Genomic DNA, 23675 nt, shown 5'->3' on the forward strand with positions numbered 1-23675 from the left:
AATTAATCATTTATGGAGAATTAACATGTTAAAAATTATCAGGCTGGCCTGCGCTTGCCTGTTTATGCTGTGGCTGCCCGCCTTGCAGGCGGCGGACAGCGGCTGGCTGCAAAATCCGGCCAACGATCATGCCAAGGTGCGGCTGCGCGCCGACACGTCACAGCCGGGAGAGACCCGTCTGCTGCTGTCGGTCGAGCTGCAAAAAGGCTGGAAAACTTACTGGCGTTCCCCGGGTGAAGGCGGCATCGCGCCGGCTATCGTCTGGCAAGGCCACCCACCGCCGGCGATCTGGCACTGGCCGACGCCGCAGCGTTTCGAGGTGGCCGGCATTTCCACCCAGGGCTATCACGATCGGGTCACGCTGCCGATCGTGGTGCCAGGCCCGGTATCCGGCCCGCTGGCGGGCACCCTGACGCTGTCCACCTGCAGCAACGTCTGCATTCTGACCGACTACCCCTTCAGTCTGGATCTGACGGCGCCGAACGATCCGCAGTTTAATCACGACTTCGCGCAGGCGATGGGGCAAGTGCCGATCGCCGCCGGGTTGACGGATAACGTCAAGGCCGGGTATCGCAGCGGCGAGCTGCAGATTGCCGCCGAACGCGCCGCCGGCTGGCAACAGCCCGCGCTGTTCTTCGATACGCTGGCGGATGCCGATCTCGGCAAGCCGAAGGTCGAGACCGACGGCGCTCAGCTGTTGGCGCGAGTGCCGGTCAGCGACGGTTGGGGAGAGGCGGCGCCGGATCTGCGCGGCAAAACGCTGACGCTGGTGATCGACGACGGCGGCATGGCGCAGCAGATAACGCTGCCGATCGGCGAGCCGCTGGCCGCGCCGGCCGGTGCGGCGTTCCCGTTATGGCAGGCGGTATTGATGGCGCTGGCGGGCGGGTTGATCCTCAATCTGATGCCGTGCGTCCTGCCGGTGTTGGGCATCAAGCTCGGTTCCATCCTGCAGGTGGAGCGGCGCGATCGGCGCAGCGTACGGCTGCAGTTCCTGGCGTCGTCGCTGGGTATTGTCGCCTCGTTTATGGCGTTGGCCCTGCTGATGACGCTGCTGCGGCTCGGCAACCACGCGCTCGGTTGGGGCATTCAGTTCCAGAATCCGTGGTTTATCGGCTTTATGGTGCTGGTGACGCTGCTGTTCAGCGCCAACCTGTTCGGCCTGTTCCATCTGCGCCTCTCATCCGATCTGAATACCTCGCTGGCCACCCATAACGGGCACGGTCTGAGCGGCCATTTCTGGCAGGGCGCGTTCGCCACGCTGCTGGCGACGCCGTGCTCGGCGCCGTTTCTCGGCACGGCGGTGGCCTTCGCGCTGGCGGCGTCGTTGCCGGTGCTGTGGGGCATGTTCATCGCGCTCGGCATCGGCATGAGCCTGCCGTGGCTGCTGATCGCCGCCTGGCCGTCGCTGGCGCTGCGGTTGCCGCGTCCCGGCCGCTGGATGAATACCGTCAAGCTGGCGATGGGGTTGTTGATGCTGGCGTCGTCGCTGTGGTTGCTGAGTCTGCTGAGCAATCATATCGGCGTGCAGGCTACGCTGTGGCTGGGGGGGTTGGCGCTGCTGGCACTGCTGCTGGCGGTGTGGCGCCGGCAGGGGGCACGGTTGGCGGCCAAGCTGGCGGCGGGCACGTTGGTGCTGGCGGGCGCCGTCTTGCTGGCCGGCTCGCTGACCGCCGGTCTGTGGCACCAGCCGTTGCAGGATCGGGTGCAGTGGCAACCGCTGAGCGAACAGGCGATCGCCGAGGCGCTGGCGCAACATAAACGGGTGTTCGTCGACGTCACCGCCGACTGGTGCGTGACCTGTAAAGCCAACAAATTCAATGTGCTGCTGCGCGATGACGTACAGCGGGCGTTGAGCGCCGATGATGTGGTCGCGCTGCGCGGCGACTGGAGCCGCCCGTCGGCCGACATCAGCGCCTTCCTGCAAAGGCGCGGCAGCGTCGCCGTGCCTTTCAACCAAATCTATGGCCCCGGCAGCCCGGACGGCGTGGTGCTATCCCCGCTGTTGACCCGTGACGCCGTGCTGCAAACGCTTTCCCATGCCAAAGGAACCGAACAATGAAAAAGTTACTGATTTTACTGATGATCATCGCCGCCCCGGTGTGGGCCGCCGAGCCTTTCACCCCGGCGCAAGAGGCGCGTATCAAAGAGATGATCCGCGAAACGCTGGTGTCCAACCCGGACATTCTGGCGCAGGCGGTGGACGCCTGGCAGCAGCAAACCGCAAGCCAGCAAATCAGCCAGGCTATCAAGCAGAATGCCAAAACGCTGTATCAGGATCCGGCCAGCCCGCGCCTCGGCGCCGCCAACGCGAAACTGACGCTGGTGACCTTTACCGACTATAACTGCCCGTACTGCAAGCGGTTTGATCCGATGCTGGAGAAAATCGTCAAGCAATACCCGGATGTGGCGCTGGTGGTGAAGCTGTTGCCGTTCAAGGGCGAAAGTTCGGTCAGTTCGGCGCGCGTGGCGCTCACTACCTGGCAGCAGCACCCGGAGCAATTCTGGGCCTTGCATCAGCGGCTGATGGCGAAAAAGGGCTTCCACGACAACGCCAGCATCGCCGCCGCGCAGGAGAAAACCGGCGTCAAGGCGGTGGCGCCCAGCGAACAGAGCATGACCACGCTGCGCACCAATATGGAGCTGGCGGAACAACTGGGCGTGCAGGGGACGCCGGCGACGCTGATCGGCGATCGGATGCTGCCGGGGGCGGTGTCGTATGAAGAGCTGGAAGCGATGGTGAAACAGCAGCTGGCGAAGGCCAACCATGGCTAAGCTCAAGCGCTGGGGGCGCGAGTTGCTGCTGCTGGCGCTGATCGCACTGGCGGTGATCACGGTGATGGATTGGCTGAACGCACCGCAGGCGCCGCCGGCCTTCGATGCCCAGACGCTGAGCACGTTGGACGGCGAGCGCGTGTCGTTGGCGCAGCTCAGCCATGAGCGGCCGCTGCTGGTTTATTTTTGGGCCAGCTGGTGCGGCGTCTGCCGCTTCACCACGCCGGACGTCGCCCGTTTGCAGGCGGCGGGCGGCAACGTGCTGACCGTCGCGCTGCGCTCAGGCGACGATACCCAGGTGAAACAGTGGCTGGCACGCAAACGGCTGGCGCTGCCGGTGGTCAACGATCCGGCCGGTACGCTATCGGCGCAGTGGCAGATTGGCGTGACGCCGACCTTCGTGGTGATCTCGCAGGGCAAGGTGGTGCAGAGCACCACCGGCTGGACCAGCTACTGGGGGATGAAGCTGCGGCTGTGGTGGGCCGCCGTCTAACCGGCGTTTTTCTCTGCTATCACTTCCTCAATCGCCCGGCTAAGCCGGGCGATACCTTCTTCAATCTGCGGCGGCGAGTTGGCGGCGAAGTTTAGCCGCAGACTGTGCGCGCCCAGCTGTTCCTGGGCATAAAAGCATTCGCCGCGCGCGAAAGTGACGCCGTGCCGCCAGGCCACCGGCATCAGCTCGGTGGTGGTCACCGTCGCGGGCAGCGTCAGCCAGATAAACAAGCCGCCTTGCGGCGTTTCGAAACGGCACCCCGGCGGCAACCGCCGTTGCAACGCGTCGATCATCACTTCCAGATGCAGGCGATAGACGCGCCCGGCGCGGCGCAGCTGCTTGTCGTAACGGCCGACGGTGACAAACGCGTCCAGCGCCCGCTGGATCAGGCTGGAACTGGTGAAGCTGTCAACGTGCTTGCGCCGCGCAAAGCGCTGATAGTGCTCGCTGTCCGCCACCAGATAGCCGATGCGCATGCTGGGCAGCAGCATCTTGGAGAAGGTGCTGACGTAGATCACCGCGCCCGGCTGCGCCAGCGCACGCAGCGACGGCAGCTGTTTGCCCTGGTAACGCAGATCGCCGACGAAGTCATCTTCCAGGATCACCACGCCGGCCCGTTGGGCGATTGCCAGCAGGCGCCGCCGGCGAGCTTCGCTCAGGCAACGGCCGGTCGGGTTGTGAAAGTTGGGGATGGTGTAGATCAATTTGGGGCGGTGGCGTTCCAGCAACTCGGGCAATCGTTCGACCAGCATGCCGTGGCGATCGCCCGGTACGGTGACGATATTGATGCGGTGCTGGCGCAGCAGGCCCAGCGCTTCGGCGTAGGTCGGTTCTTCGACGATCACCGTATCGCCCGGCGCCAGCAGGCTTTGCACCACCAGGCTGATGGCATGCTGCGAGCCGTTGGTGATCAGCACCTGTTCCGCCTGCGTGGGGATGCCCTGCGCGCTGAGAATGCGGCTCAGCGTATCGCGCAGCGGGTAGTAGCCGCAGTATTCCCCGTAGCTGAAGGCCTCTTCCGCGTGGCGGCTGAGCACCGACAGCAGCACTTTGCGAAACGCCTCCAGCGGAAACACCTTAGGGCTGCCGACGCCGGCGGCGAAGTTGATCAGCCCCTCCGGCAGCGGGGCGTCGGCGTAGCCGTCCAGCCGCGAGGTGAGGGTGGTGAAGCTCTCCAGCGGGAAGGGGGCATAGCTGCTCGGCCGGGCCGGGCGCGTTTGCGCCTGCGGGTGCGCAACGTAGGCGCCGCTGCCGCGCCGCTGATGCAAAAAGCCCTTGGCCGCCAGTTCAGCGTAGGCGTTGTCCACCGTTAAACGGCTGACCGCCAGTTCGGCCGCCAGCGTGCGCGTTGAGGGCAGCTTGTCGCCATCCACGAACACGCCGGTGAGGATGGCGCGCCGCAGCGCTTCTTCGATCTGTAAATAGAGCGGAACGTCCTGCTCGCGATCTAACGGAATGTGCATGCGAAATTGGCCCGGTTAGGGAGAGAGCTTTTTACTATACCCCATGTCAACAGGGCTTCAAGCGCAGAAAAGTGGCCTGCATGACAAGGCCGAAAAGTGGCTATAGTGGGAAAATATGGCCGCGTTACACTGTGCGCCTGAGCATTTATGTCGCCATTTTCCCGAGGATCTCATGTCATTACCGTCAGGCGTTTCCGCCCGGCCTTTGCTGCCCGGCGCGCGTCTCTTTCAGGGCAGCCGCCAGGGTTACGTCATCGCCATTATCAGCGCCATGCTGCTGGCCTTTACCGCCATCATCATCCGCGCGCTGACCGAATACTATCACCTGCCGACCTTCGTGCTGGCGTTCTGGCGCGCGGCGTTGGTGGCGCTGGTGCTGTTGCCGCTGCTGTTGGTGGTGAAACCGCAGTGGGCGCGTCTGCGCCGTGAACAGGTCTTGTTCTACGCGCTTTACGGGCTGCTGCTGGCGCTGTTCAACAGCCTATGGACGCTGTCGGTGGCGCTGAACGGCGCATCGGTGGCGACCATTCTGACCTACTGTTCGGTGGGCTTTACCGTGTTCCTCGGCTGGGTGATGTACAGCGAACGCCTGACGCTGCGCCAACTGCTGGTGATCGCCATCAGCCTGGGCGGTTGTTTCCTGGTCAGCAACGGCGACAGCATGGGCAACCAGCACTTCGATTTGTTGGGGCTGCTGGTGGGGATGCTGTCGGGCATCGGCTATACCCTGTATACCCTCGGCGGGCGGGTGGCCAGCGAACGGGGCTATCCGGTGTGGAACACCATTTTGTACGTTTTCGGTTTTTCGGCGCTGTATCAGCTGGTGTTCAACGCGGCGCTGACGGCGTTCCCGCTGGCAGCGTTCCACGGCATGGCCGGCGATCTGTGGTTCCTGTCGCATGGCGCGCAGGGCATTCAGTGGAGCGGCTGGCTGTTGCTGCTGGCGCTGGCCGCCGGGCCGACGCTGTTGGGCTTCGGGTTGTATAACATCAGCCTGAAAACGCTGCCGCTGGCCGTAGCCAACCTGATCCTGTCGTTGGAGCTGGTTTTCACCGCGGTGATCGCCTATTTCCTGCTGGGGGAAAACATGAATCAGCTGCAGCTGCTGGGCAGCGCGTTGGTCATGGGCGGGGTGTTGCTGTTGAAAAGCAAGACCGCTGAGGCGTGATCGGTTACCATTTCGCCTCGCAAGAGAGGCGGTAATCATGAATAACCCGAGATTGAAACGAGCGCTTATCGCTTGAAGGGCCGTGTTGAGTGAACGACAACACGGCCACAGACATTCCGTTCCGTGGCTTTATTCCCGTAACAAGAGAATACGCCATGTCCGAAAAACACTGGTCCAACACCGAACTGCTGCATCAGACGGTGACTAACCCGAATATTATCGTCAAAGGCACCCACAGCTACTACAGCGACTGCTGGGATAACGGTTTCGAACGCTCGGTGGTGCGCTATCTGCACGGCGACGCGGTCAGCCGGCAATGGCAGCCGCTGGGCGAAATAGATCGCCTGCTGATCGGCGATTACGTGTGCATCGCGGCCGAAGCGGTGATCCTGATGGGGGGCAATCACACCCATCGCATCGACTGGTTGAGCCTGTACCCGTTTATGGCAACCATCAAACAGGCGTACCGCCCCAAAGGCGATACCCGGCTGGGTGACGGTTGCTGGATTGGCATGCGGGCGATGTTGATGCCAGGGGTATCGATAGGCGAAGGGGCGATCGTCGCCGCCGGCAGCGTGGTGACCGGCGACGTTGAACCTTATGCCATCGTCGGCGGCAATCCCGCGAGGTTTATCCGTTGGCGATTCGCGCCGGAAATCATCGCGCGGTTGCTTGCGTTGCGCCTCTATGATTTGTCCGAGGCGGACTTTGCGCAGGTGCAGCCTTTGCTGGCCGATAATGATATTGCGGCCTTAGAGCGGGCGGTATGCAACATTGAGCGTTAGCTAATGAAACACGGGATAATAACGCTGCGCAAGCTCGATTAAGGCCCGAGATAATCGGGCCAAGTGTACCAGAAACACTGCGGCTGTTAATCCTCGTTCCACGACAGCCGTAGTGCCGCATTTATAGAAATGCAATGTATACAATAGCATTACCTGAGAAAGGCCCTGGGTCGACGGTATCATGGGCTGTCAGTTTTGCTTTTAGGCTGATATTTCTTTGTTGGCCGCCAACCAGATAATAATCCACGCCTGTCCATGCAGAGTTGCCATCTAAAAAAAGCGTTGAATAAAATTTCTTGTTGCTTCTTAAATAAATATTCCCCTCGCCCAATGTAGATTGAGAGTAAATTTTTATCGTGCCTGATTGAGTGCATCCGATTGTTCCATAAATCGTTCTCTCCATCCCGGAAATCTCGTCTTGTGAAAGCGTATCAAAATCTATCACTGTAGGAAGATTCACATCACAAGATTGGTTTTGTGGTGGTAATATGCCGCAAACAGAATTAGGCCATAAACTCGCACCGCCGGATATTGCCGGCGTTCGTATATAGAACATCCCAACACAGCTGGCATCTCTGCCATTCACGAGGTAAGGCTGCGAGGTCCATGGAATGCCGAAGGTGTTCTTCCAGGCGATCTCCACTTCTTTTGCTGTTCTATAATTTTCAATCCGAAGACAATTTTTGGAGTCTACACATGAGCCGTGTAGTCCAGGATATCGAGTACTGTATTTTACATCAGGGCCAATAAAACAAGACGTCCACCCATAGCAAGGGTTGAGATCAGAAGGGCTCTCATCCCACGCAACCAGCGATTGAACAACCGTCAGGTTAACAAAAGAGACCGGGAGCATATAGGCGCCAGCTAAAGCTTGCTGAGATAATAAAGAGGCGAAACAAAAAATAAATACTCTAAACATTATAATCCCTCATTTTACATTGATCTTCCTTATTGATTGTTCATCTATAATGTTGCCCATATTGTGACAGGTTTACAGAGGATATCGTCATCACATTACCATGTGCCTGATTGAACGGCAATAATATGGTCTCTGGCGTTGTTCGATGAGCTTTGGCTAGGTTTATAATATTTTATTTTTTATGATTAAATAAAAAATCATAATTCAGATTTATATAATGGCTCAGTGTGCTTGCGTCACGTTCTCCATAAATACCGATATAAAAAGTTCGTGTAGGGGGCAGATTCAGGGGTAAAATTTGATGGCCTTCGCCAGGTTAAAAACGGTGTCGAGGAGGTAACAGACATCTTTAATGGAGCAATCGCGTACAACAAAGGCTATTGCGAGTTTAGGCATGAAAAATCCAGAGTCAAAAGTCTGGCTCTGGATTTTTTCTCTGCTCGACTTATGCAAGCATCCTCAAACGATCGGCATTAGGGAACATATCCCCGCCCGTTTCGTGTTACTCGGCTTTGGCCTCGGTCGCCAGATGGCGGCGTTTGCGCATCAGGCGCAGCAGCGGCGGCAGCGCCAGCACCGCGACCGCCAACACCAGCAGCGTTTGCGCGATGCTGCTGCTCCACAGGATGCCGAATTCACCGTTGCTGATCGACAGCGCGCGACGCAGATTCTGCTCCAGCATCTCACCCAGCACGAAGCCCAGAATCAGCGGCGACATCGGAAAGTGCATTTTCCGCAGAATATAGCCGAACACCCCCAACCCGACCATCAACAGCAGGTCGAAGGTGGTGCTGTGCACCGCATAAACCCCCACCGCGGAAACCGCGGCGATCGCCGGCACCAGGAACCACAGCGGGATGGTCAGCATGCGGGTGAACAGGCCAACCAGCGGCAGGTTCATGATCAGCAAGATGACGTTAGCGATCAGCAGCGCGGCGATCAGCCCCCAGACGATATCCGGTTGTTCGGTAAACATCGCCGGACCGGGGGTGATGTTATACAGCGTCAGCGCCCCCATCATCACCGCCGTGGTGCCGGATCCGGGCACCCCCAACGTCAGCATCGGAATGAACGAACCGCAGGCCGAGGCGTTGTTGGCCGCTTCCGGCGCCGCTACGCCGCGGATGTCGCCCTTGCCGAAGGTGTCGCTGTTGCCGCTGATTTTCTTCTCGGTCATGTAGGTCAGCGCGCTGGCGATGGTGGCGCCGGCGCCCGGCAGAATGCCGACGAAGAAGCCGATCACCGACGAACGCAGGGTCGGGCCGGCGCACTGCGCCGCCTCTTTGCGGTTGAACAGCAACCGGCCGGTTTTACGCACCAGCTTTTGCCCGGCGCTGGTGCTTTCCAGCATCAGCAGAATTTCACTGACCGAGAACAGGCCGATCACCACCACGATAAACTGCACGCCGTCGGAGAGGTGCACGCTGTCGAAGGTAAAGCGGTAAACGCCGGTGTTGGCGTCGACGCCCACCGTCGCCAGCCCCAGGCCGATCAGCGCCGCCAGCAGCGATTTCAGCGGGTTTTGGCTCATCATGCTGCCGAGGCAGGCGATGGCGAACACCATCAGGGCAAAATACTCCGCCGGGCCGAAGGCCAGCGACCAGCGGGCCAGCAGCGGCGCGAACAGAATGATGCCGCCGATGGCGATCATCGAGCCGACGAACGAGCTGACCGCCGAGATGGACAGCGCCACGCCGGCGCGCCCCTGCTGCGCCATCGGGTAGCCGTCCAGCGCGGTCATGATCGCCGCCGCATCGCCCGGCACGTTGAGCAGAATCGACGAGATGCGCCCGCCGTACTCGCAGCCGATATACACCGTCGCCAGCAGGATCAGCGCCGATTCGGCCGGCAGTTTGAGGGCGAACGCCAGCGGCAGCAGGATCGCCACGCCGTTGATCGGCCCCAACCCTGGCAACAGGCCGACGATGGTGCCGACGAAGCAGCCGATCAGGGCGATAATCAGGTTTTGCGGCACCAGCGCCACTTCAAACCCTTGGGTCAAATACATCCAGGTATCCATCATCGCTCCCGTTAGCTCAGCCAGGCGCCGAGCGGCAGTGTGACATCGAGAAGTTGGTCAAAGGCGTAGTACAACGCTGCGCCCATGATGACGCCGGAGATGGCCGCCGCCGGCAGGCTGGCCTGAAACAGCAGGCCGATGCTGAACGTCAGCAGCGCGGTCGCCAGCGGAAAGCCGAGCCATTCAAACCCCCAGGCATACAGCACCAGGGTGATCACCAGCACCAGCAGCCGCTGCATCACCTTGTGATGCGGCCATTCCACCGCCTGCGGGCGGCGCAGCAACAGCAGCGCCGCGCACAGCGCCATCAGGCTGAGGATCGCCAGCGGGAACGGGCGCGGCCCCAGCGGTTCATAGCTGTATTCGCTCTGGATGCCCCAGCCGATGAACAGCCCGCCGATGCACAGCAGCAGCCAAAAGCCGGCAAAAATACGATCGCTCATGGTTTTCCCCTGCGGTTATTTGGCCAGGCCGAACACTTTCGCCTGCTCACGGTATTGGGCAACCTGATTCTTCACGTAGGCGTCCAGCTCTTTGCCGGTCAGGTTGAATTCGAACAGGCCGCGCAGATCGCGCTGCTGCTTGAATTCGTCGGTCGCCATCATTTTCTGGAAGGTGTCGATCCACCACTGATACTCTTCATCGCTGACTTTCGGCCCGACGTAGAAGCCGCGAATGATCGGCCACACCAGGCTGTATCCTTGCTCTTTGGCGGTGGGAATATCGGCCAACTGGCCCGGCAGACGTTGCTCGGCATACACCGCCAGCACGCGGATCTTGTCGCCCTGCAGGTAAGGCACCATTTCGCTCAGATCGCCGGATACCGCCTGGATGTGGTTGCCCAGCAGCGCGGTGACCGGTTCCCCGCCGCCCTCGAACGCCACGTAGCGCATCTTGCGCGGATCCACGCCGACTTCGCGCGCCAGCAGCGCGGTTTTCATCCAGTCCTGGCTGCCGATCGAGGCGCCGGCGCCGAACACCACGCTGTTGGGATCTTTTTGGAAAGCGTCCATCAAGTCTTTCAAGGTTTTGTAAGGCGAGTCGGCGCGCACCGCGATCATGCCGTAGTCGGTACCGACCGCCGCCAGCCATTTCACGTCGTCCACGTTGTAGCGGCCGAACTTGCCCTGAGCCAGGTTGAGCAGCGAACCGCCGGAGAAGGCCACTACGGTGCCGAACTCCGCCGGGCGTTGCGCGACGATGGCGTTGTAGGCCACCGCGCCGACGCCGCCGGGCATATAGGTGACGCGCATCGGTTTATCAATGGCCTTGGTGTCCTGCAGCGATACCTGAATCAGTTTGCAGGTCAGATCGAAGCCGCCGCCGGGTTTGGCCGGCGCAATGCATTCGGTGCGTTTGGGCGCTTCCACGGCAAAGGCCTGAGAGACCGCCAGCAACAGGGCGGCGGCGGTAAAGGTGCGGGTCATTATTTTTTTCATTGTGACTTACCCTCGGTATTGTCTGATGGTGAATCCCGCCGAATGCGGTTGCGGAATTGTTAAAACAACAACCTTTCATTTACCTTTCAGTGGCCGGAAAAGTTTCCAGTCTGTGATTAGGGTCTCTTGTCGCGAGCGAACGGCGGGTGCGCTAACATAGAATGGGCGCAGAGAACAGCGCGCAAAACCGGCCAAAACCCTGCGTAATGTCAGGATTGCCGATAGTCGTTCGCGTTAAAATCATCTGTAATAAAATGAATAGAGATGCAGTGATATGTTTTCGTTAGGGAAATTGTTTGGCGGCAGGGACAGCGCCAAGGTATGTGCGATTAAACGGTTGCCAGAGGTCTACGCCGAGATGGCGGGAGAAGCCGGGCAGTGTCGTTTGAAGCGCTTGCGCCCTGAGATTGGCGTATTTGAGTTGCATTTCGTCAACGCCGACGGTGAAAAGTATGCTTGCCAGATGACCGCCTGCGTGACCGGCATCGATCTGGTGTTTGCCGCCAACAACCGCTCCGTGCTGGTTTCTTCGCCGTTTACCGCCGACAAGCTGTGTCCGGTGTTGGATCTTGCTCTCGCCGATAGCCCCATCACGCTGATCTGAGGCGTCACACGAGCGCGCCCCAGTACGCATAATTGTGTGCCAGCTCCCAAAACTGGCGGCGCGGCGCTCTTTTATCCCCTTATTTTCCATGCCATTCTCTGTTATCGACCTGTTAACAGACGCCGCATCGATGTCTGGTTGTTCAGGTAAATCAATGGAATGGGAACATGCGACTGTTATTGGTTGAAGATCACCCCGAGCTGTCTCACTGGTTGCAAAAGGCGCTGACCGGCGCCGGATTTGCCGTCGACGTCGCGCCGGACGGCGTGGCCGCCGACCACCTGTTGCTTAATGAACGCTATGCGCTGGCGGTGCTGGATGTGGCGTTGCCGCGTCTGAACGGTCTCGATTTGCTGGCGCGCCTGCGCAAGCGCGGGCAGGATCTGCCGGTGCTGTTGCTGACGGCGCGCACCGACGTGACCGACCGGGTGAAAGGCCTGAATCTAGGGGCGGACGACTACCTGACCAAACCGTTCGAACTGGACGAGCTGGAGGCGCGCATTCGGGCGTTGCTGCGCCGCAGCGTCGGCGCCGCGCAGCCGGCGTTGCAATACGGCGCGTTGACCTATCATGACGAAGGTTATTTCCTGCTGGAGAGCAAACCGCTGGCGCTGACGCCGCGCGAGCTGGCGGTGCTGACCGCGCTGATGCACCGGCGCGGCCGCCCGGTGGCCAAGCAGCAGCTGTTTGAGCAGGTGTTTACGCTGTCTGACGAGGCCAATCCGGAGAGCATTGAGCTATACGTACACCGTTTGCGGAAAAAGCTGCAGGGCAGCGACGTGGCGATCGTCACGCTGCGTGGTTTGGGCTACAGCCTGGAGCTGTGCAATGCGGTGGTTTAACGCGCCGCGTTCGCTGTTCTACCAACTGCTGTTGTTTTTTGGCCTGCCGCTGCTGGCGTTGGGCGGCATCTCTATCTACACCCACTATTTCAGCGCCATGAGCGCCGCCACCCTGGCTTACGATCGCACGTTGTTGGCGTCGGCGCGTACCGTGGCGGAGCGGCTGGTGGTGCGCGAAGGCAAGCTGGCGGTTGATGTGCCCTATGTGGTGCTCGACAGCTTCGAGCGCAACATGAACGATCAGCTCTATTACGAGGTGATCTCGCCGCAGGGGAAAAGCATCTCGGGCTATGACGACTTGCCGTCGTTGCCGCCCCACATTCCACGCTCCACCCTCTATCCGGCATTGGTGCATTTCTACGATGCGGAATACCTCGGCCGGCCGATCCGCGTGGCGGCGCTGTTTCAACCGGTCAACGAGTCGGGCGTGAGCGGCATGGCGACCATTCTGGTGGCGGAAACCCTGGAATCGCGTCGTTACCTGGCGCGGCAGATGATGATCGCGGCGCTGTTGAGCCAGGGCACGGTGGTGGTGTTGACCCTGATCCTGGCGTTCGCGCTGCTCAAGCGGGTGTTGAAGCCGATGCGTAAACTCTCCGGCATCATGCTGCGGCGCGATCCGGGCGAACTGACGCCTTTGCCGCGGGTTCTTCCCTGGTCGGAGATGCAGCCGCTGCTGGTGGCCTTTAATCGTTACATCGAACGGCTGCGGCTGATGGTGGCGCGTCAGGAACGCTTCAGCGCCGACGCCTCTCACCAGCTGCGCACCCCGCTGGCGGTGCTGAAGACCCAGGTCGGGGTGGCGCTGGCCAGCGATCGGCCGCAGCAGTGGCGCGAAAGTCTGCAGGCGATGAGCGCGACGCTGGATAACACCGTGGCGCTCACCGACCGTCTGCTGCACCTCTCGCGCCTGAAAGCCAGCGAGCACAGCGCCGATCGCAAGCTGCAGCCGGTCAATTTGGCGCAGGTGCTGCGCGACGCCTGTTTCTCTCGCTTGCCGCAGGCGCGCAGCAAACAGATCGATCTCGGTTTCGAGGGTGAAGCGGCATGTCAGGTCGCGGGGGAGCCGCTGCTGTTGGCCGAGCTGTGTGCCAATCTGCTGGACAACGCGCTGAAATACACGCCGCGTCAGGGCGTGGTGACCGCCCGCCTTACGCGGGACAAGGCTACGGGGGAAGGGGTGCTGGAGATAGAAGACAGCGGCCCGGGCATCGCCTTGCAGGACAAGGCGTTGGCGCTGCAGCCGTTTCATCGTTTGGACAACGTGGGCGATCAGCCGGGCGCCGGTTTGGGATTGGCGTTGGTGAAGGACATCACCGCGTATCACGGCACCCGCCCGGAGCTGTTGAGCTCCGCCGCGCTGGGCGGCCTGTTGGTGCGGGTGCGTTTCAGGTTGCTGGCTTAGGCCTGTTCTTTGCAGGAATCTGCGCCTGCCGCCGGGGCTTTGGCTTTACGCGTCAGCGGCGTGCGCAGCCGCTGCGACAGGATCACGCCCAGCAGGGTGATGCCGCCGCCGATCAGGTGGTAACCGTGCAATTGTTCATGCAGGAACAGTACCGCGATAGCGGCGGTAAACACCGGCGCCAGGTTCATGAAGATCGAGGTGGTGTTGGCGCCCAGGCGCAGGACGCCCTGGATCCACAGGTACGGCGCGATGATCGAGGCCGGAATGCCGGCGAACAGCACCAGCGGCAGGTTATGGCCGTTCAAGCCGACATCCTTCGCCATCAGGAAATTCGGCAGCAGCAACAGCACGCCGAACAGGATCTGCACGTAGAGCGATTGCCAGTTCGGCAGCGCGATGGCCCAGCGTTTGGTCAACACGCCATACAGCGCGTAAGAGGCGGTGGCGAGCAGCATCATCAATTCCCCTTTGCCGATACCGTGCTGCAACAGCGCGCCGGGCTGACCGCCGCTGACCAGCCAGATCAAACCGCAGAAGGAGAGAATGCTGCCGAGCAGCACGCCGACGGTCGGCGCAATGCGCAGCAGTACGATGCTGATCAGGATGGTCAGCAGTGGGATCAGCGACACGATGATGCCCATAAACAGCGCGCTGACGCTGTGCGCCGCGTAATAGGCCAGGCTTTGATACAGCACCATGCCGAGCAAGCCGAGGATCATCAGCTTCCACCAGTTGGCGCGCACCTGCGCCCAGTTGCGAAGCACGCCCGGCAGCACAAACGGCGTCAGGGCGATCAGCGCCAGCAGCCAGCGGTAGAGCGAGATGGCTGCCGGATCGATGGCGGTGGCGGAGAGTTTGCTGACGACGGCGTTAATCGACCAAATCAGCACGGCCAGCAGGGGGAAAAGCATATTCATGACAATTATTCTCAATAGCGTCCAACATGCTGGCTAGTCTACGCGTGTCCGGTTTATCATATATAACGATATTCAGACAAAAATCGGCGTAAATAAGACAAATCACGAGACGAAACCATGCCAGAAATCCGCCATTTCCCCGAGTCGCTGATCCCGGCGCCAAACCCGGTGCAGTTTCGTTGCGAGGAGTTCAACGTCCGCACCGAATTCCAGCCGCACAGCCATACCTGGGGCCAATTGATGTGGGTCAAAGCCGGGGTGATGGTGCTGCGCATCGGCGGGCAGCGCTTTCTGGCGCCGCCGGAGTACGTGCTGTGGACGCCGGCGGGCATCGAACACTCCTGTTACAACCAGCGGCTGGCGCAGTGCCGCATGGTGGACATCGCGCCGGCGCTGTGCGCCGGCATGCCGGCCGATCCTTGCCTGGTCAATGTGACGCCGATCTTTCGCGCCATCGCCGAGGATTTCTATGCGCGTAAACAGTACATTCCGCAGGCGGAGGCGGATTTGCGCCTCTGCCAGGTGCTGATCGACCAACTGCATCTGTCGCCGCGCCAGCAAACCTATCTGCCGTCGTCGGACGACAAGTTTTTGGCGCCGGTGCTGGAAGCGCTGGAACATTGCCCGGCGGACAACACTTCGCTGGCGACGTGGGCGAAGCGGGTATACACCACCGAGCGCACGCTGTCTCGCCGCTGCCAGCAGGATTTGGGCATGCCGTTCAGCGAATGGCGCCAGCGCCTGCGGTTCCTGCACGCCGTGTCGCTGCTCGAACAGGGCAAAACCGTGCAGGACGTGGCGCTGGAGGTCGGTTACAGCTCCGCGTCGGCCTTTATCGTCATGTTCCAGCAGATCGCCGGCACCACCCCTGAGCGCTTTCGCCGTGCCTGATTCAGTGGCACACTATTTCGCAGACAAATAGCCGTAAACCGTCGGAGAACGCAGTGAAAATTCTGGTTGATGAAAATATGCCGTATGCGGCCGAGCTGTTCAGCCGCCTGGGCGACGTGCGGGCGGTGCCGGGGCGTCCGATCCCGCTTGAGGCGCTGGCGGATGCCGACGCGCTGATGGTGCGTTCGGTCACCAAGGTCAATGAAGCCTTGTTGGCCGGCAGCCGCATCGGCTTTGTCGGCACCGCTACCGCCGGCACCGATCACGTCGATGACGCCTGGCTGCAACGGCAGGGCATCGGGTTTTCCGCCGCGCCGGGCTGCAACGCCATCGCGGTGGTCGAGTATGTGTTCTCCGCATTGATGCTGCTGGCCGAGCGCGATGGCTTCCAATTGCGGGATAAAACCGTCGGCATCGTCGGCGTGGGCAACGTCGGTTCGCGTCTGGACGCGCGCCTCAAAGCGCTGGGCGTGCGCACGCTACTGTGCGATCCACCGCGCGCCGATCGCGGCGACGCCGGGGAATTCTGGCCACTGGAGAAATTGGTGGCCGAGGCCGACGTGCTGACCTTCCATACGCCGCTGAATAAATCCGGCCCGTATCATTCATTGCACCTGGCGGACGCCGAGCTGCTGGCGGCGTTGCCGGACAATCGCATTCTGATCAACGCCTGTCGTGGGCCGGTGGTGGATAACGCCGCGTTGCTGCAGGCGCTGGAAAAAGGCAAAAAGCTGAGCACGGTGCTGGACGTGTGGGAACCGGAGCCGGATCTCGCCTTGCCGCTGTTGGCGCGGGTGGATATCGGCACCGCGCACATCGCCGGGTATACGCTGGAAGGCAAGGCGCGCGGCACCACCCAGGTGTTCGAAGCGTTCAGCCGCCATCTGGGGCAGCCGCAACAGGTGGCGCTGGCCTCGCTGCTGCCGGTGCCGGAGTTCAGCCAGATCCGTCTCAACGGCCCGCTGGATGAAGCGCGGTTAAAACGATTGATGCACTTGGTGTATGATGTGCGCCGCGATGATGCGCCGCTGCGCAAAGTCGCCGGGCAACCGGGCGAGTTCGATCGCCTGCGCAAGCACTACCAGGAACGCCGCGAGTGGTCTTCGCTGGCCGTGCAATGCGATGACAGCGCCAGCGCCGAGCTGCTCGGCAAGTTGGGCTTCAGCATCGCGTAGCGCGTAAGGTTGTCTTAAGCCAACGCCGCTACAGTGAGCGGCAAAGATTATCGGGCGGTGACTGCACTGCCCGTCTGCTTTTATGAATGAAATACTCTGGAGAAAACCCAATGTCTGACGGCTGGAATATCGCGCTGCTCGGCGCCACTGGCGCGGTAGGTGAAGCGTTGCTGGAATTGTTGCAGGAACGCCAGTTCCCGGTGGGTGAGCTCTATCCTCTGGCAAGCGAACGCAGTGCGGGCGCCAATGTGCGCTTCAACGGCAAGTCTCTTCTGGTGCAAAACGCCGAAGAGTTCGATTGGTCGCAGGCGCAGCTGGCCTTCTTCGTCGCCGGCAGCGACGCTTCAGCGCGCTATGCCGAAGAGGCCGGCAACATGGGCTGTCTGGTGATCGACACTAGCGGCCTGTTCGCCATGGAACCGGATGTGCCGCTGGTGGTGCCTGGCGTTAACCCGCAGGTGCTGGCGGATTACCGCAACCGCAACATCGTCGCGGTGGCCGACAGCATGGTCAGCCAACTGCTGACGGCGATCAAACCGCTGACCGAACAGGCGGGGCTGTCGCGCCTGCACGTCACGACGCTGATGTCGGTATCCTCGCGCGGCAAGGCGGCGGTGGACGATCTGGCCGGCCAGAGCGCGCGGCTGTTGAACGGCATCCCGGCCGAAGAAGGCGTTTTCACTAAACAGCTGGCGTTTAATATGCTGCCGCTTGTCGCCGACGAGCAGGGCAGCGTGCGCGAAGAACGCCTGATCGTCGATCAGGTGCGCAAGGTGCTGCAGGACGAAGGGTTGCCGATTTCGGTGAGCTGCATCCAGTCGCCGGTGTTTTATGGCCACGCCCAGGTCGTGCATCTGGAAGCGCTGCGTCCGCTGTCCGCCGAAGAGGCGCGCAGCGAGCTTGAAGAGGTCGAAGACGTTCAACTGAGTGAAGAGGATGATTACCCGACTCAGGTCACCGAAGCTTCCGGCAGCGATGCGCTCAGTATCGGGTGTCTGCGCAACGATTACGGCATCCCCGAGCTGTTGCAGTTCTGGACGGTGGCGGACAACGTCCGCTTCGGCGGCGCGTTGATGGCGATCGAAACCGCCGAGCGTCTGGTGCAGGAGCAGATGTACTGATGTCTGAGGTGGTCTCGCCCGCTCAGCCGACGCTGAAGGTAGCGCTGGGCATCGAATATGACGGCAGCCATTACTACGGCTGGCAGCGGCAGCAAGAAGTGGCCAGCGTGCAGGAACGGCTGGAGCAGGCGTTGAGCAAGGTGGCGGATGCGCCGATCAACGTGCTGTGCGCCGGGCGCACCGACGCCGGGGTGCACGCCACCGGGCAGGTGGTGCACTTTGAAACCACCGCGCGCCGCAAGGACGCCGCCTGGACGATGGGCGTCAACACCCATTTGCCGCCGGACATCGCGGTGCGCTGGGTGAGCCCCGTCGCCGATGATTTTCACGCGCGTTTCAGCGCCACCGCGCGCCGTTACCGCTATATTATTTTCAACCATCGCTACCGGCCGGCGGTGTTGCAACAGGGGGTGACGCATTTTTATCACCCGCTGGACGCGGACCGCATGCATCGGGCGGCGCAGGCATTGCTGGGCGAGAACGACTTTACCTCGTTTCGCGCGGTGCAATGCCAGTCGCGCACCCCGTGGCGCTGCGTAAAACACGTTAAGGTTACGCGCTACGGCGAATATATTGTGGTAGATATCAAGGCGAATGCCTTCGTGCATCACATGGTTCGCAACATCGTCGGCAGCCTGATGGAGATCGGCTGCGGCAATCAGGATGAGAACTGGATGGCCGAGCTGCTGGCGCTGAAGGATCGCAATCTGGCGGCGGCGACGGCGCGAGCCGAGGGGCTGTATCTGGTTTCCGTGGACTATCCCGACCACTTTGGCATCCCGCGGCCGCCGATGGGGCCGCTGTTTTTACCCGACGATTAAACGCCGGCACGCCTGAAAGCGTCGCTCCCTTGTGCTTCTGCCGGGTGATTGAAACGCCCGGTATCAATGAGAGAATTTATGGACATCATCAAGTTTATTATTGATTTCATTCTGCATATTGATGTGCACCTGGCCGAACTGGTCGCACAATACGGCATGTGGGTCTACGCTATTCTGTTCCTGATCCTGTTTTGCGAGACCGGTTTGGTGGTGACGCCGTTCCTGCCGGGGGATTCTTTGCTGTTCGTCGCCGGCGCGCTGGCGGCTTTGCCGACCAACGACCTGAACGTGCACACCATGGTGGCGTTGATGGCCGTGGCGGCGATCATCGGCGATGCGGTGAACTACACTATCGGGCGGTTGTTCGGCGAGAAGCTGTTCAGCAACCCGAATTCGAAAATCTTCCGCCGCAGCTACCTGGATAAAACGCATCAGTTTTATGAGAAGCACGGCGGGAAAACGATTATTCTGGCGCGATTCGTGCCGATCGTGCGTACTTTTGCGCCGTTCGTCGCCGGCATGGGGCATATGTCCTATCGCCACTTCGCCGCCTACAACGTGATTGGCGCACTGGTTTGGGTGCTGCTCTTCACTTATGCTGGCTACCTGTTCGGCGATCTGCCGGTGGTGCAGGAGAACCTGAAACTGCTGATCGTCGGGATCATCATCGTTTCGATTCTGCCGGGCGTGATTGAAATTTGGCGCCACAAGCGCGCCGCCGCCCGCCAGCAAAAACAATAAAAACATCGCTCAACCTGTCGGTTCGACCAGTTTTTTGTCCACAGCGTCGGGCCGATATGGTTTAATGAGCGACATTATGGTCTGTTCCTGCGAACAACCCTGAAGCCGATGCCTCGGTCGCGCGCTTGCCGCGCGGCGAACGGGCATTTTTTCATTGGGGGTGTTTTCAGGGGGATTGTTAAAGCATGAACAGCGGACTGGCGTGTGCCAGGTTCAAACAGAAAGGTCATCGATGAGCTGGATTGAACGAATTCTTAACAAGAGCAATATCACACAAACCCGTAAGGCGAGCATTCCTGAAGGGGTCTGGACCAAATGCGACAGCTGCGGCCAGGTTCTCTACCGCGCCGAGCTGGAGCGTAATCTGGAAGTGTGTCCGAAGTGCGACCACCATATGCGTATGAGCGCGCGCGCGCGTCTGCATACCCTGCTGGATGAAGGCAGCGAAGTGGAGCTGGGCAGCGATCTGGAGCCGAAAGACGTTCTGAAATTCAAGGATTCCAAGCGCTATAAAGATCGTCTGGTCGCCGCACAGAAAGCGACCGGCGAGAAAGATGCGCTGGTGGTGATGAAGGGCACGCTGTACGGCATGCCGATCGTCGCGGCGTCCTTTGAATTCGCCTTCATCGGCGGTTCGATGTCTTCCGTGGTTGGCGCGCGTTTCGTGCGTGCGGTTGAGCAGGCGCTGGAGGACAACTGTCCGCTGGTGTGCTTCTCCGCCAGCGGCGGCGCGCGCATGCAGGAGGCGCTGATGTCGCTGATGCAGATGGCGAAAACCAGCGCGGCGTTGGCCAAAATGCAGGAGCGCGGCTTGCCGTACATCTCCGTGCTGACCGACCCGACCATGGGCGGCGTCTCCGCCAGCCTGGCGATGCTGGGCGACATCAACATCGCCGAGCCGAAAGCGCTGATCGGCTTTGCCGGCCCGCGCGTGATCGAGCAGACCGTGCGCGAGAAACTGCCGCCGGGCTTCCAGCGCAGCGAGTTCCTGATCGAAAAAGGCGCGATCGATATGATCGTTCGCCGCCCGGAAATGCGCCAAACGCTGGCGAGCATTCTGTCCAAGCTGACCAACCAGCCGCAGCCGCATTTCGATGAGGCCGCGCCGGTCATTGAGCCGGAGCAGCAGGCCGACGCCTGAGGCAAAGACGGATCCCGCCCGGGTTCAGCCGCCACTTTGTGGCTAAGTGACGGCTGATGCCCGTTCCCTGCCGGCCGCGGCCTATGACGTTGCGGTTTGCAGGTGGGCGGCAGTGACGAAGCGCATCGCCTTTACCGCGGTGAGGGTGGTGCCCTGATGGATTAATGAACCCAAGTTCAGTGATGGGACTCATGCAAAACCACCAAATTCCCCAAGCCACGTCGCCATTGAGCTCGTGGCTTTACTATCTGGAACGTCTGCACAGCCAGGCGATCGAACTCGGCCTCGAGCGCGTACAGCGCGTCGCGGCGCATCTGGACTTACTGACCCCCGCTCCCACGGTGTTCACCGTTGCCGGCACTAACGGCAAAGGCACGACCTGTCGCACCCTTGAAGCTATTCTGCTGGCCGCCGGCCTGCGCGTCGGCGTTTACAGCTCACCGCATCTGGTGCGCTACACCGAGCGCGTGCGCATTCAGGGGGAAGAACTGAGCGAAGCGGAGCACAGCCGCTCGTTTGCCGCCATTGAAGCCGGCCGCGGCGAAACGTCGCTGACCTATTTCGAATTCGGCACCCTGTCGGCGCTGCAGCTGTTCAAACAGGCGCGGCTGGACGTGGTGATCCTGGAAGTCGGCCTGGGCGGACGTCTCGACGCCACCAACATCGTCGATCCGAGCGTGGCGGTGATCACCAGCATCGCGCTCGATCACACCGACTGGCTGGGCAACGATCGCGAAAGCATCGGCCGTGAAAAGGCCGGCATTTTCCGCAGCGGCAAGCCGGCGGTAGTGGGCGAACCCGACATGCCGGACAGCATTCGCCAGGTCGCCGAAACGCTGGGCGCGCCGCTGTATCGCCGCGGTGAAGCCTGGAGTTTCAGCGAGCAGGGCGATCGCTGGCAGTGGCAGGGCGGCGACACGCTGCTGACCGATCTGCCGACGCCGAACGTGCCGCTGGCCAACGCCGCTACCGCGCTGGCGGCGCTGAACTGTTCCCCGCTGGAAATCGACGAGCGCGCGATCTTCACCGGGCTGCAGCAGGCGACGCTGCCGGGGCGTTTCCAGATCGTGCGGCGGGAGCCGATGCTGATCCTCGATGTGGCGCACAACCCGCACGCCGCCGGCTATCTCGCCGGGCGTCTGGCCAAGCTGCCGCGCGACGGCGGCAAGGTGCGCGCGGTAGTGGGCATGCTGTCGGACAAGGACATCGCCGGTACGCTGGCCTGCCTGAGCGAGCAGGTGGATGAATGGTACTGCGCACCGCTCGACGGCCCGCGCGGCGCCAGCGTCGAACTGCTGGCGCAACATCTGGCGGAACCGCGACGCTTTAATGATGTCGAAACTGCCTGGCGGCAGGCTATGCAGGATGCTGATAAACAGGATATTGTGATCGTCTGTGGATCGTTCCACACCGTTGCGCAGGTGATGGCGGCGTCAGACGAGATGCGGGGAGTGTGAGTGGCGAGTAAATTTCAGAACCGACTGGTCGGAACCGTGATTCTGGTGGCGCTGGGGGTGATCATCCTGCCAGGGTTGCTGGACGGCAAAAAGAAGCATTACGAGGATGAATTCGCGGCCATTCCTTTGGTGCCGAAGGCGGGCGACGTCGAAGAGAACGACGTGTTGCCGCCGGTGACGCAGCCGTTGCCGGCGCAGCCGCCGGAAGGGGCGGGGGCGCTGGTCGAGCAGCAGGCGGCCAACGAAGCGGCGGCGCAACAGGCGGTGCGACAGAATGCTCAGCAACCGACGCAGGTGGCGCCGCCGCCGGTCGAGACGCGTCCTCAGCCGGTGCAGCAGCAGCCTAAGCCGAAACCGGTGGAAACCAAACCGGTAGAGGTGAAACCGAAACCGGCGCCGCAGCCGAAGCCGGTGGAAGTGAAACCGACGCCAAAGCCGGAGCCGAAACCTGAACCGACGCCGAAGCCTGAGCCGGCACCGCAGCCGAAACCGGCGGAAGAAAAAGCGCCGGCCGGGCAAGCCTATGTCGTGCAGCTCGGGGCGTTGAAGAATGCCGCCAAGGCGAACGAGATTGTCGCTTCGCTGCGTCTTTCGGGCTATCGCGCCTTCACCGTGCCGTCAACGCCGGTGCAAGGGCAGATCACCCGCATTTACGTCGGCCCGGATGCTTCCAAGCAGAAGCTGCAGGCGGCATTGCCGTCGCTGAACTCGATCAGCGGGCTGAGCGGGCAGGTGAAGCCGTACGGTCGTTAAACCCCGCAGGGGCGCAGCAGGATGCGCCCCTGAATTAAGGAGTGGTGGAGAGATCGCTAGAGAAACCGCGCTTTTTACAGGCGAAATCACCTATGTAGGCGCGGCGATTGGGAATTTTTTAATCGCCGCTTTTTATTTGTAACGTGGTAGGAAATCCCCTACGCAAACGTTTTCTTTTTCTGTTAGAATTCGCCGCGAATTGGATGCAGGGGCGATTCATCATTGGAATAGTTCATGGTCTGGATTGATTACGTCATTATAGCGGTGATTGGATTTTCGGCTCTGGTGAGCCTGATCCGAGGGTTTGTTCGCGAAGCATTGTCACTTGTGACATGGGGATGTGCGTTTTTTGTTGCCAGCCATTTCTACTCTTACCTTGCGGTCTATTTCACTCGTTTTGAAGATGAACTGGTGCGAAACGGCATCGCGATCGCGATTTTGTTCATCGCGACCCTGATCGTAGGGGCTATTGTTAACTATGTGATTAGCTCACTGGTAGAGAAAACCGGGCTGTCGGGCACCGACAGGGTGCTGGGCATCTGCTTCGGCGCATTGCGCGGCGTGTTGATCGTTGCGGCGATCCTGTTCTTCCTGGATACCTTTACCGGCTTTTCACAAAGTGCCGACTGGAAACAGTCGCAGCTGATTCCCCAGTTCAGTTACGTCATCAGGTGGTTCTTTGACTACCTGCAGAGCACGTCGAGTTTCTTGCCGACCCAATTGCCGGGGCGGTAGCGCTGATGAG

23 protein-coding genes are annotated in these 23675 nt (G+C 60.9%); 17 read left to right on the top strand and 6 right to left on the bottom strand.

The annotated features are described in order from the left end of the window. The first annotated feature begins 25 nt into the window (after nucleotides 1-25). Genes ACJ8M3_RS00695 through ACJ8M3_RS00705 form a run of 3 tightly spaced genes read left to right on the top strand, consistent with a single transcriptional unit; the run spans nucleotide 26 to nucleotide 3268 of the window. Nucleotides 26-2062 carry a protein-disulfide reductase DsbD family protein gene (locus ACJ8M3_RS00695; protein WP_089197271.1) on the top strand — a complete coding sequence of 679 codons (2037 nt, stop codon included), beginning with the start codon at nucleotides 26-28 and terminating at the stop codon, nucleotides 2060-2062. Beyond that, entirely contained in the window at nucleotides 2059-2775 is a 717-nt protein-coding gene (locus tag ACJ8M3_RS00700; RefSeq protein ID WP_089197270.1) for a DsbA family protein, read from the top strand. Before ACJ8M3_RS00695 ends, ACJ8M3_RS00700 begins: the two co-directional genes overlap by 4 nt. Beyond that, on the top strand, nucleotides 2768-3268 hold the full coding sequence (locus tag ACJ8M3_RS00705) for a protein disulfide oxidoreductase (protein WP_069100266.1): 501 nt from the start codon (nucleotides 2768-2770) through the stop codon (nucleotides 3266-3268). The genes ACJ8M3_RS00700 and ACJ8M3_RS00705 overlap by 8 nt, the downstream gene beginning before the upstream one ends. On the opposite strand, the gene pdxR is transcribed toward ACJ8M3_RS00705, so the two are convergent. Beyond that, entirely contained in the window at nucleotides 3265-4731 is a 1467-nt protein-coding gene (gene pdxR / locus ACJ8M3_RS00710) for a MocR-like pyridoxine biosynthesis transcription factor PdxR (protein ID WP_089197269.1), read from the bottom strand. The genes ACJ8M3_RS00705 and pdxR overlap by 4 nt on opposite strands. Before the next feature lie 172 nt (nucleotides 4732-4903). On the opposite strand from pdxR, the gene ACJ8M3_RS00715 reads away from it, so the two are divergent. Together ACJ8M3_RS00715 and ACJ8M3_RS00720 are read left to right on the top strand one after the other, a co-directional pair. Further along, nucleotides 4904-5899 (top strand): DMT family transporter, encoded by a 996-nt coding sequence (locus ACJ8M3_RS00715; protein WP_089195014.1) that lies wholly within the window; start codon nucleotides 4904-4906, stop codon nucleotides 5897-5899. Between the two features lie 155 nt (nucleotides 5900-6054). Beyond that, nucleotides 6055-6684, top strand: coding sequence for a CatB-related O-acetyltransferase (locus ACJ8M3_RS00720; RefSeq protein ID WP_089197268.1), 630 nt, complete (start codon nucleotides 6055-6057; stop codon nucleotides 6682-6684). Between the two features lie 121 nt (nucleotides 6685-6805). On the opposite strand, the gene ACJ8M3_RS00725 is transcribed toward ACJ8M3_RS00720, so the two are convergent. The 4 genes from ACJ8M3_RS00725 to ACJ8M3_RS00740 all read right to left on the bottom strand — a co-directional run bounded on the left by ACJ8M3_RS00725 (nucleotide 6806) and on the right by ACJ8M3_RS00740 (nucleotide 11062). Beyond that, complete coding sequence (locus ACJ8M3_RS00725; protein ID WP_142075822.1) at nucleotides 6806-7603, bottom strand: MrpH family fimbial adhesin; 798 nt, start codon at nucleotides 7601-7603, stop codon at nucleotides 6806-6808. A gap of 502 nt (nucleotides 7604-8105) precedes the next feature. After that, nucleotides 8106-9623, bottom strand: a complete 1518-nt coding sequence (locus tag ACJ8M3_RS00730) for a tripartite tricarboxylate transporter permease (protein WP_004936157.1) — start codon at nucleotides 9621-9623, stop codon at nucleotides 8106-8108. Between the two features lie 11 nt (nucleotides 9624-9634). Then, entirely contained in the window at nucleotides 9635-10066 is a 432-nt protein-coding gene (locus ACJ8M3_RS00735) for a tripartite tricarboxylate transporter TctB family protein (protein WP_033643891.1), read from the bottom strand. 15 nt (nucleotides 10067-10081) lie between these two features. Next, nucleotides 10082-11062, bottom strand: coding sequence for a Bug family tripartite tricarboxylate transporter substrate binding protein (locus tag ACJ8M3_RS00740; protein ID WP_033643890.1), 981 nt, complete (start codon nucleotides 11060-11062; stop codon nucleotides 10082-10084). A gap of 274 nt (nucleotides 11063-11336) precedes the next feature. Here ACJ8M3_RS00740 and ACJ8M3_RS00745 point away from each other — a divergent pair, with 274 nt between their 5' ends. The 3 genes from ACJ8M3_RS00745 (at nucleotide 11337) to ACJ8M3_RS00755 (ending at nucleotide 13913) form a co-directional block, all read left to right on the top strand. Further along, nucleotides 11337-11666, top strand: a complete 330-nt coding sequence (locus ACJ8M3_RS00745; RefSeq protein WP_033643889.1) for a hypothetical protein — start codon at nucleotides 11337-11339, stop codon at nucleotides 11664-11666. Nucleotides 11667-11833: 167 nt separating this feature from the next. Beyond that, nucleotides 11834-12508, top strand: a complete 675-nt coding sequence (tctD, locus tag ACJ8M3_RS00750; RefSeq protein WP_033643888.1) for a transcriptional regulator TctD — start codon at nucleotides 11834-11836, stop codon at nucleotides 12506-12508. Next, nucleotides 12495-13913, top strand: a complete 1419-nt coding sequence (locus tag ACJ8M3_RS00755) for a sensor histidine kinase (protein WP_033651954.1) — start codon at nucleotides 12495-12497, stop codon at nucleotides 13911-13913. The genes tctD and ACJ8M3_RS00755 overlap by 14 nt, the downstream gene beginning before the upstream one ends. On the opposite strand, the gene ACJ8M3_RS00760 is transcribed toward ACJ8M3_RS00755, so the two are convergent. Continuing rightward, nucleotides 13910-14830, bottom strand: coding sequence for a DMT family transporter (locus ACJ8M3_RS00760; protein WP_046687555.1), 921 nt, complete (start codon nucleotides 14828-14830; stop codon nucleotides 13910-13912). The two genes, ACJ8M3_RS00755 and ACJ8M3_RS00760, sit on opposite strands and share 4 nt — an antisense overlap. Before the next feature lie 117 nt (nucleotides 14831-14947). Here ACJ8M3_RS00760 and ACJ8M3_RS00765 point away from each other — a divergent pair, with 117 nt between their 5' ends. From ACJ8M3_RS00765 to cvpA, 9 genes are all read left to right on the top strand, one after another. Next, nucleotides 14948-15721: an AraC family transcriptional regulator gene (locus ACJ8M3_RS00765; RefSeq protein WP_033643885.1), complete on the top strand. Its 774-nt coding sequence runs from the start codon at nucleotides 14948-14950 to the stop codon at nucleotides 15719-15721. A gap of 53 nt (nucleotides 15722-15774) precedes the next feature. Then, entirely contained in the window at nucleotides 15775-16896 is a 1122-nt protein-coding gene (gene pdxB, locus ACJ8M3_RS00770; protein WP_033651952.1) for a 4-phosphoerythronate dehydrogenase PdxB, read from the top strand. Between the two features lie 110 nt (nucleotides 16897-17006). Further along, complete coding sequence (locus tag ACJ8M3_RS00775) at nucleotides 17007-18017, top strand: aspartate-semialdehyde dehydrogenase (RefSeq protein ID WP_033643883.1); 1011 nt, start codon at nucleotides 17007-17009, stop codon at nucleotides 18015-18017. After that, nucleotides 18017-18838, top strand: a complete 822-nt coding sequence (gene truA, locus ACJ8M3_RS00780; RefSeq protein WP_046687554.1) for a tRNA pseudouridine(38-40) synthase TruA — start codon at nucleotides 18017-18019, stop codon at nucleotides 18836-18838. The genes ACJ8M3_RS00775 and truA overlap by 1 nt, the downstream gene beginning before the upstream one ends. Nucleotides 18839-18916: 78 nt before the next feature. Continuing rightward, nucleotides 18917-19579, top strand: coding sequence for a DedA family protein (locus ACJ8M3_RS00785; protein ID WP_004936130.1), 663 nt, complete (start codon nucleotides 18917-18919; stop codon nucleotides 19577-19579). Nucleotides 19580-19811: 232 nt separating this feature from the next. Further along, entirely contained in the window at nucleotides 19812-20720 is a 909-nt protein-coding gene (gene accD, locus ACJ8M3_RS00790; RefSeq protein WP_033643880.1) for an acetyl-CoA carboxylase, carboxyltransferase subunit beta, read from the top strand. 191 nt (nucleotides 20721-20911) lie between these two features. Then, nucleotides 20912-22177, top strand: a complete 1266-nt coding sequence (gene folC, locus ACJ8M3_RS00795) for a bifunctional tetrahydrofolate synthase/dihydrofolate synthase (protein ID WP_033643879.1) — start codon at nucleotides 20912-20914, stop codon at nucleotides 22175-22177. Further along, nucleotides 22178-22930 carry a cell division protein DedD gene (gene dedD / locus ACJ8M3_RS00800; RefSeq protein WP_033643878.1) on the top strand — a complete coding sequence of 251 codons (753 nt, stop codon included), beginning with the start codon at nucleotides 22178-22180 and terminating at the stop codon, nucleotides 22928-22930. Nucleotides 22931-23164: 234 nt separating this feature from the next. Further along, entirely contained in the window at nucleotides 23165-23665 is a 501-nt protein-coding gene (gene cvpA, locus ACJ8M3_RS00805; RefSeq protein WP_004936119.1) for a colicin V production protein, read from the top strand. Nucleotides 23666-23675 lie beyond the last annotated feature (10 nt).

Source organism: Serratia sp. CY55921, from assembly GCF_052167655.1.
Classification (GTDB): domain Bacteria; phylum Pseudomonadota; class Gammaproteobacteria; order Enterobacterales; family Enterobacteriaceae; genus Serratia; species Serratia ureilytica.

Coding starts and splice junctions, on each gene's coding strand:
- ACJ8M3_RS00695 (WP_089197271.1), top strand. CDS start 26: ATGTTAAAAATTATCAGGCTGGCCTGCGCTTGCCTGTTTATGCTGTGG.
- ACJ8M3_RS00700 (WP_089197270.1), top strand. CDS start 2,059: ATGAAAAAGTTACTGATTTTACTGATGATCATCGCCGCCCCGGTGTGG.
- ACJ8M3_RS00705 (WP_069100266.1), top strand. CDS start 2,768: ATGGCTAAGCTCAAGCGCTGGGGGCGCGAGTTGCTGCTGCTGGCGCTG.
- pdxR (WP_089197269.1), bottom strand. CDS start 4,731: ATGCACATTCCGTTAGATCGCGAGCAGGACGTTCCGCTCTATTTACAG.
- ACJ8M3_RS00715 (WP_089195014.1), top strand. CDS start 4,904: ATGTCATTACCGTCAGGCGTTTCCGCCCGGCCTTTGCTGCCCGGCGCG.
- ACJ8M3_RS00720 (WP_089197268.1), top strand. CDS start 6,055: ATGTCCGAAAAACACTGGTCCAACACCGAACTGCTGCATCAGACGGTG.
- ACJ8M3_RS00725 (WP_142075822.1), bottom strand. CDS start 7,603: ATGTTTAGAGTATTTATTTTTTGTTTCGCCTCTTTATTATCTCAGCAA.
- ACJ8M3_RS00730 (WP_004936157.1), bottom strand. CDS start 9,623: ATGGATACCTGGATGTATTTGACCCAAGGGTTTGAAGTGGCGCTGGTG.
- ACJ8M3_RS00735 (WP_033643891.1), bottom strand. CDS start 10,066: ATGAGCGATCGTATTTTTGCCGGCTTTTGGCTGCTGCTGTGCATCGGC.
- ACJ8M3_RS00740 (WP_033643890.1), bottom strand. CDS start 11,062: ATGAAAAAAATAATGACCCGCACCTTTACCGCCGCCGCCCTGTTGCTG.
- ACJ8M3_RS00745 (WP_033643889.1), top strand. CDS start 11,337: ATGTTTTCGTTAGGGAAATTGTTTGGCGGCAGGGACAGCGCCAAGGTA.
- tctD (WP_033643888.1), top strand. CDS start 11,834: ATGCGACTGTTATTGGTTGAAGATCACCCCGAGCTGTCTCACTGGTTG.
- ACJ8M3_RS00755 (WP_033651954.1), top strand. CDS start 12,495: ATGCGGTGGTTTAACGCGCCGCGTTCGCTGTTCTACCAACTGCTGTTG.
- ACJ8M3_RS00760 (WP_046687555.1), bottom strand. CDS start 14,830: ATGAATATGCTTTTCCCCCTGCTGGCCGTGCTGATTTGGTCGATTAAC.
- ACJ8M3_RS00765 (WP_033643885.1), top strand. CDS start 14,948: ATGCCAGAAATCCGCCATTTCCCCGAGTCGCTGATCCCGGCGCCAAAC.
- ACJ8M3_RS00775 (WP_033643883.1), top strand. CDS start 17,007: ATGTCTGACGGCTGGAATATCGCGCTGCTCGGCGCCACTGGCGCGGTA.
- truA (WP_046687554.1), top strand. CDS start 18,017: ATGTCTGAGGTGGTCTCGCCCGCTCAGCCGACGCTGAAGGTAGCGCTG.
- ACJ8M3_RS00785 (WP_004936130.1), top strand. CDS start 18,917: ATGGACATCATCAAGTTTATTATTGATTTCATTCTGCATATTGATGTG.
- accD (WP_033643880.1), top strand. CDS start 19,812: ATGAGCTGGATTGAACGAATTCTTAACAAGAGCAATATCACACAAACC.
- folC (WP_033643879.1), top strand. CDS start 20,912: ATGCAAAACCACCAAATTCCCCAAGCCACGTCGCCATTGAGCTCGTGG.
- cvpA (WP_004936119.1), top strand. CDS start 23,165: ATGGTCTGGATTGATTACGTCATTATAGCGGTGATTGGATTTTCGGCT.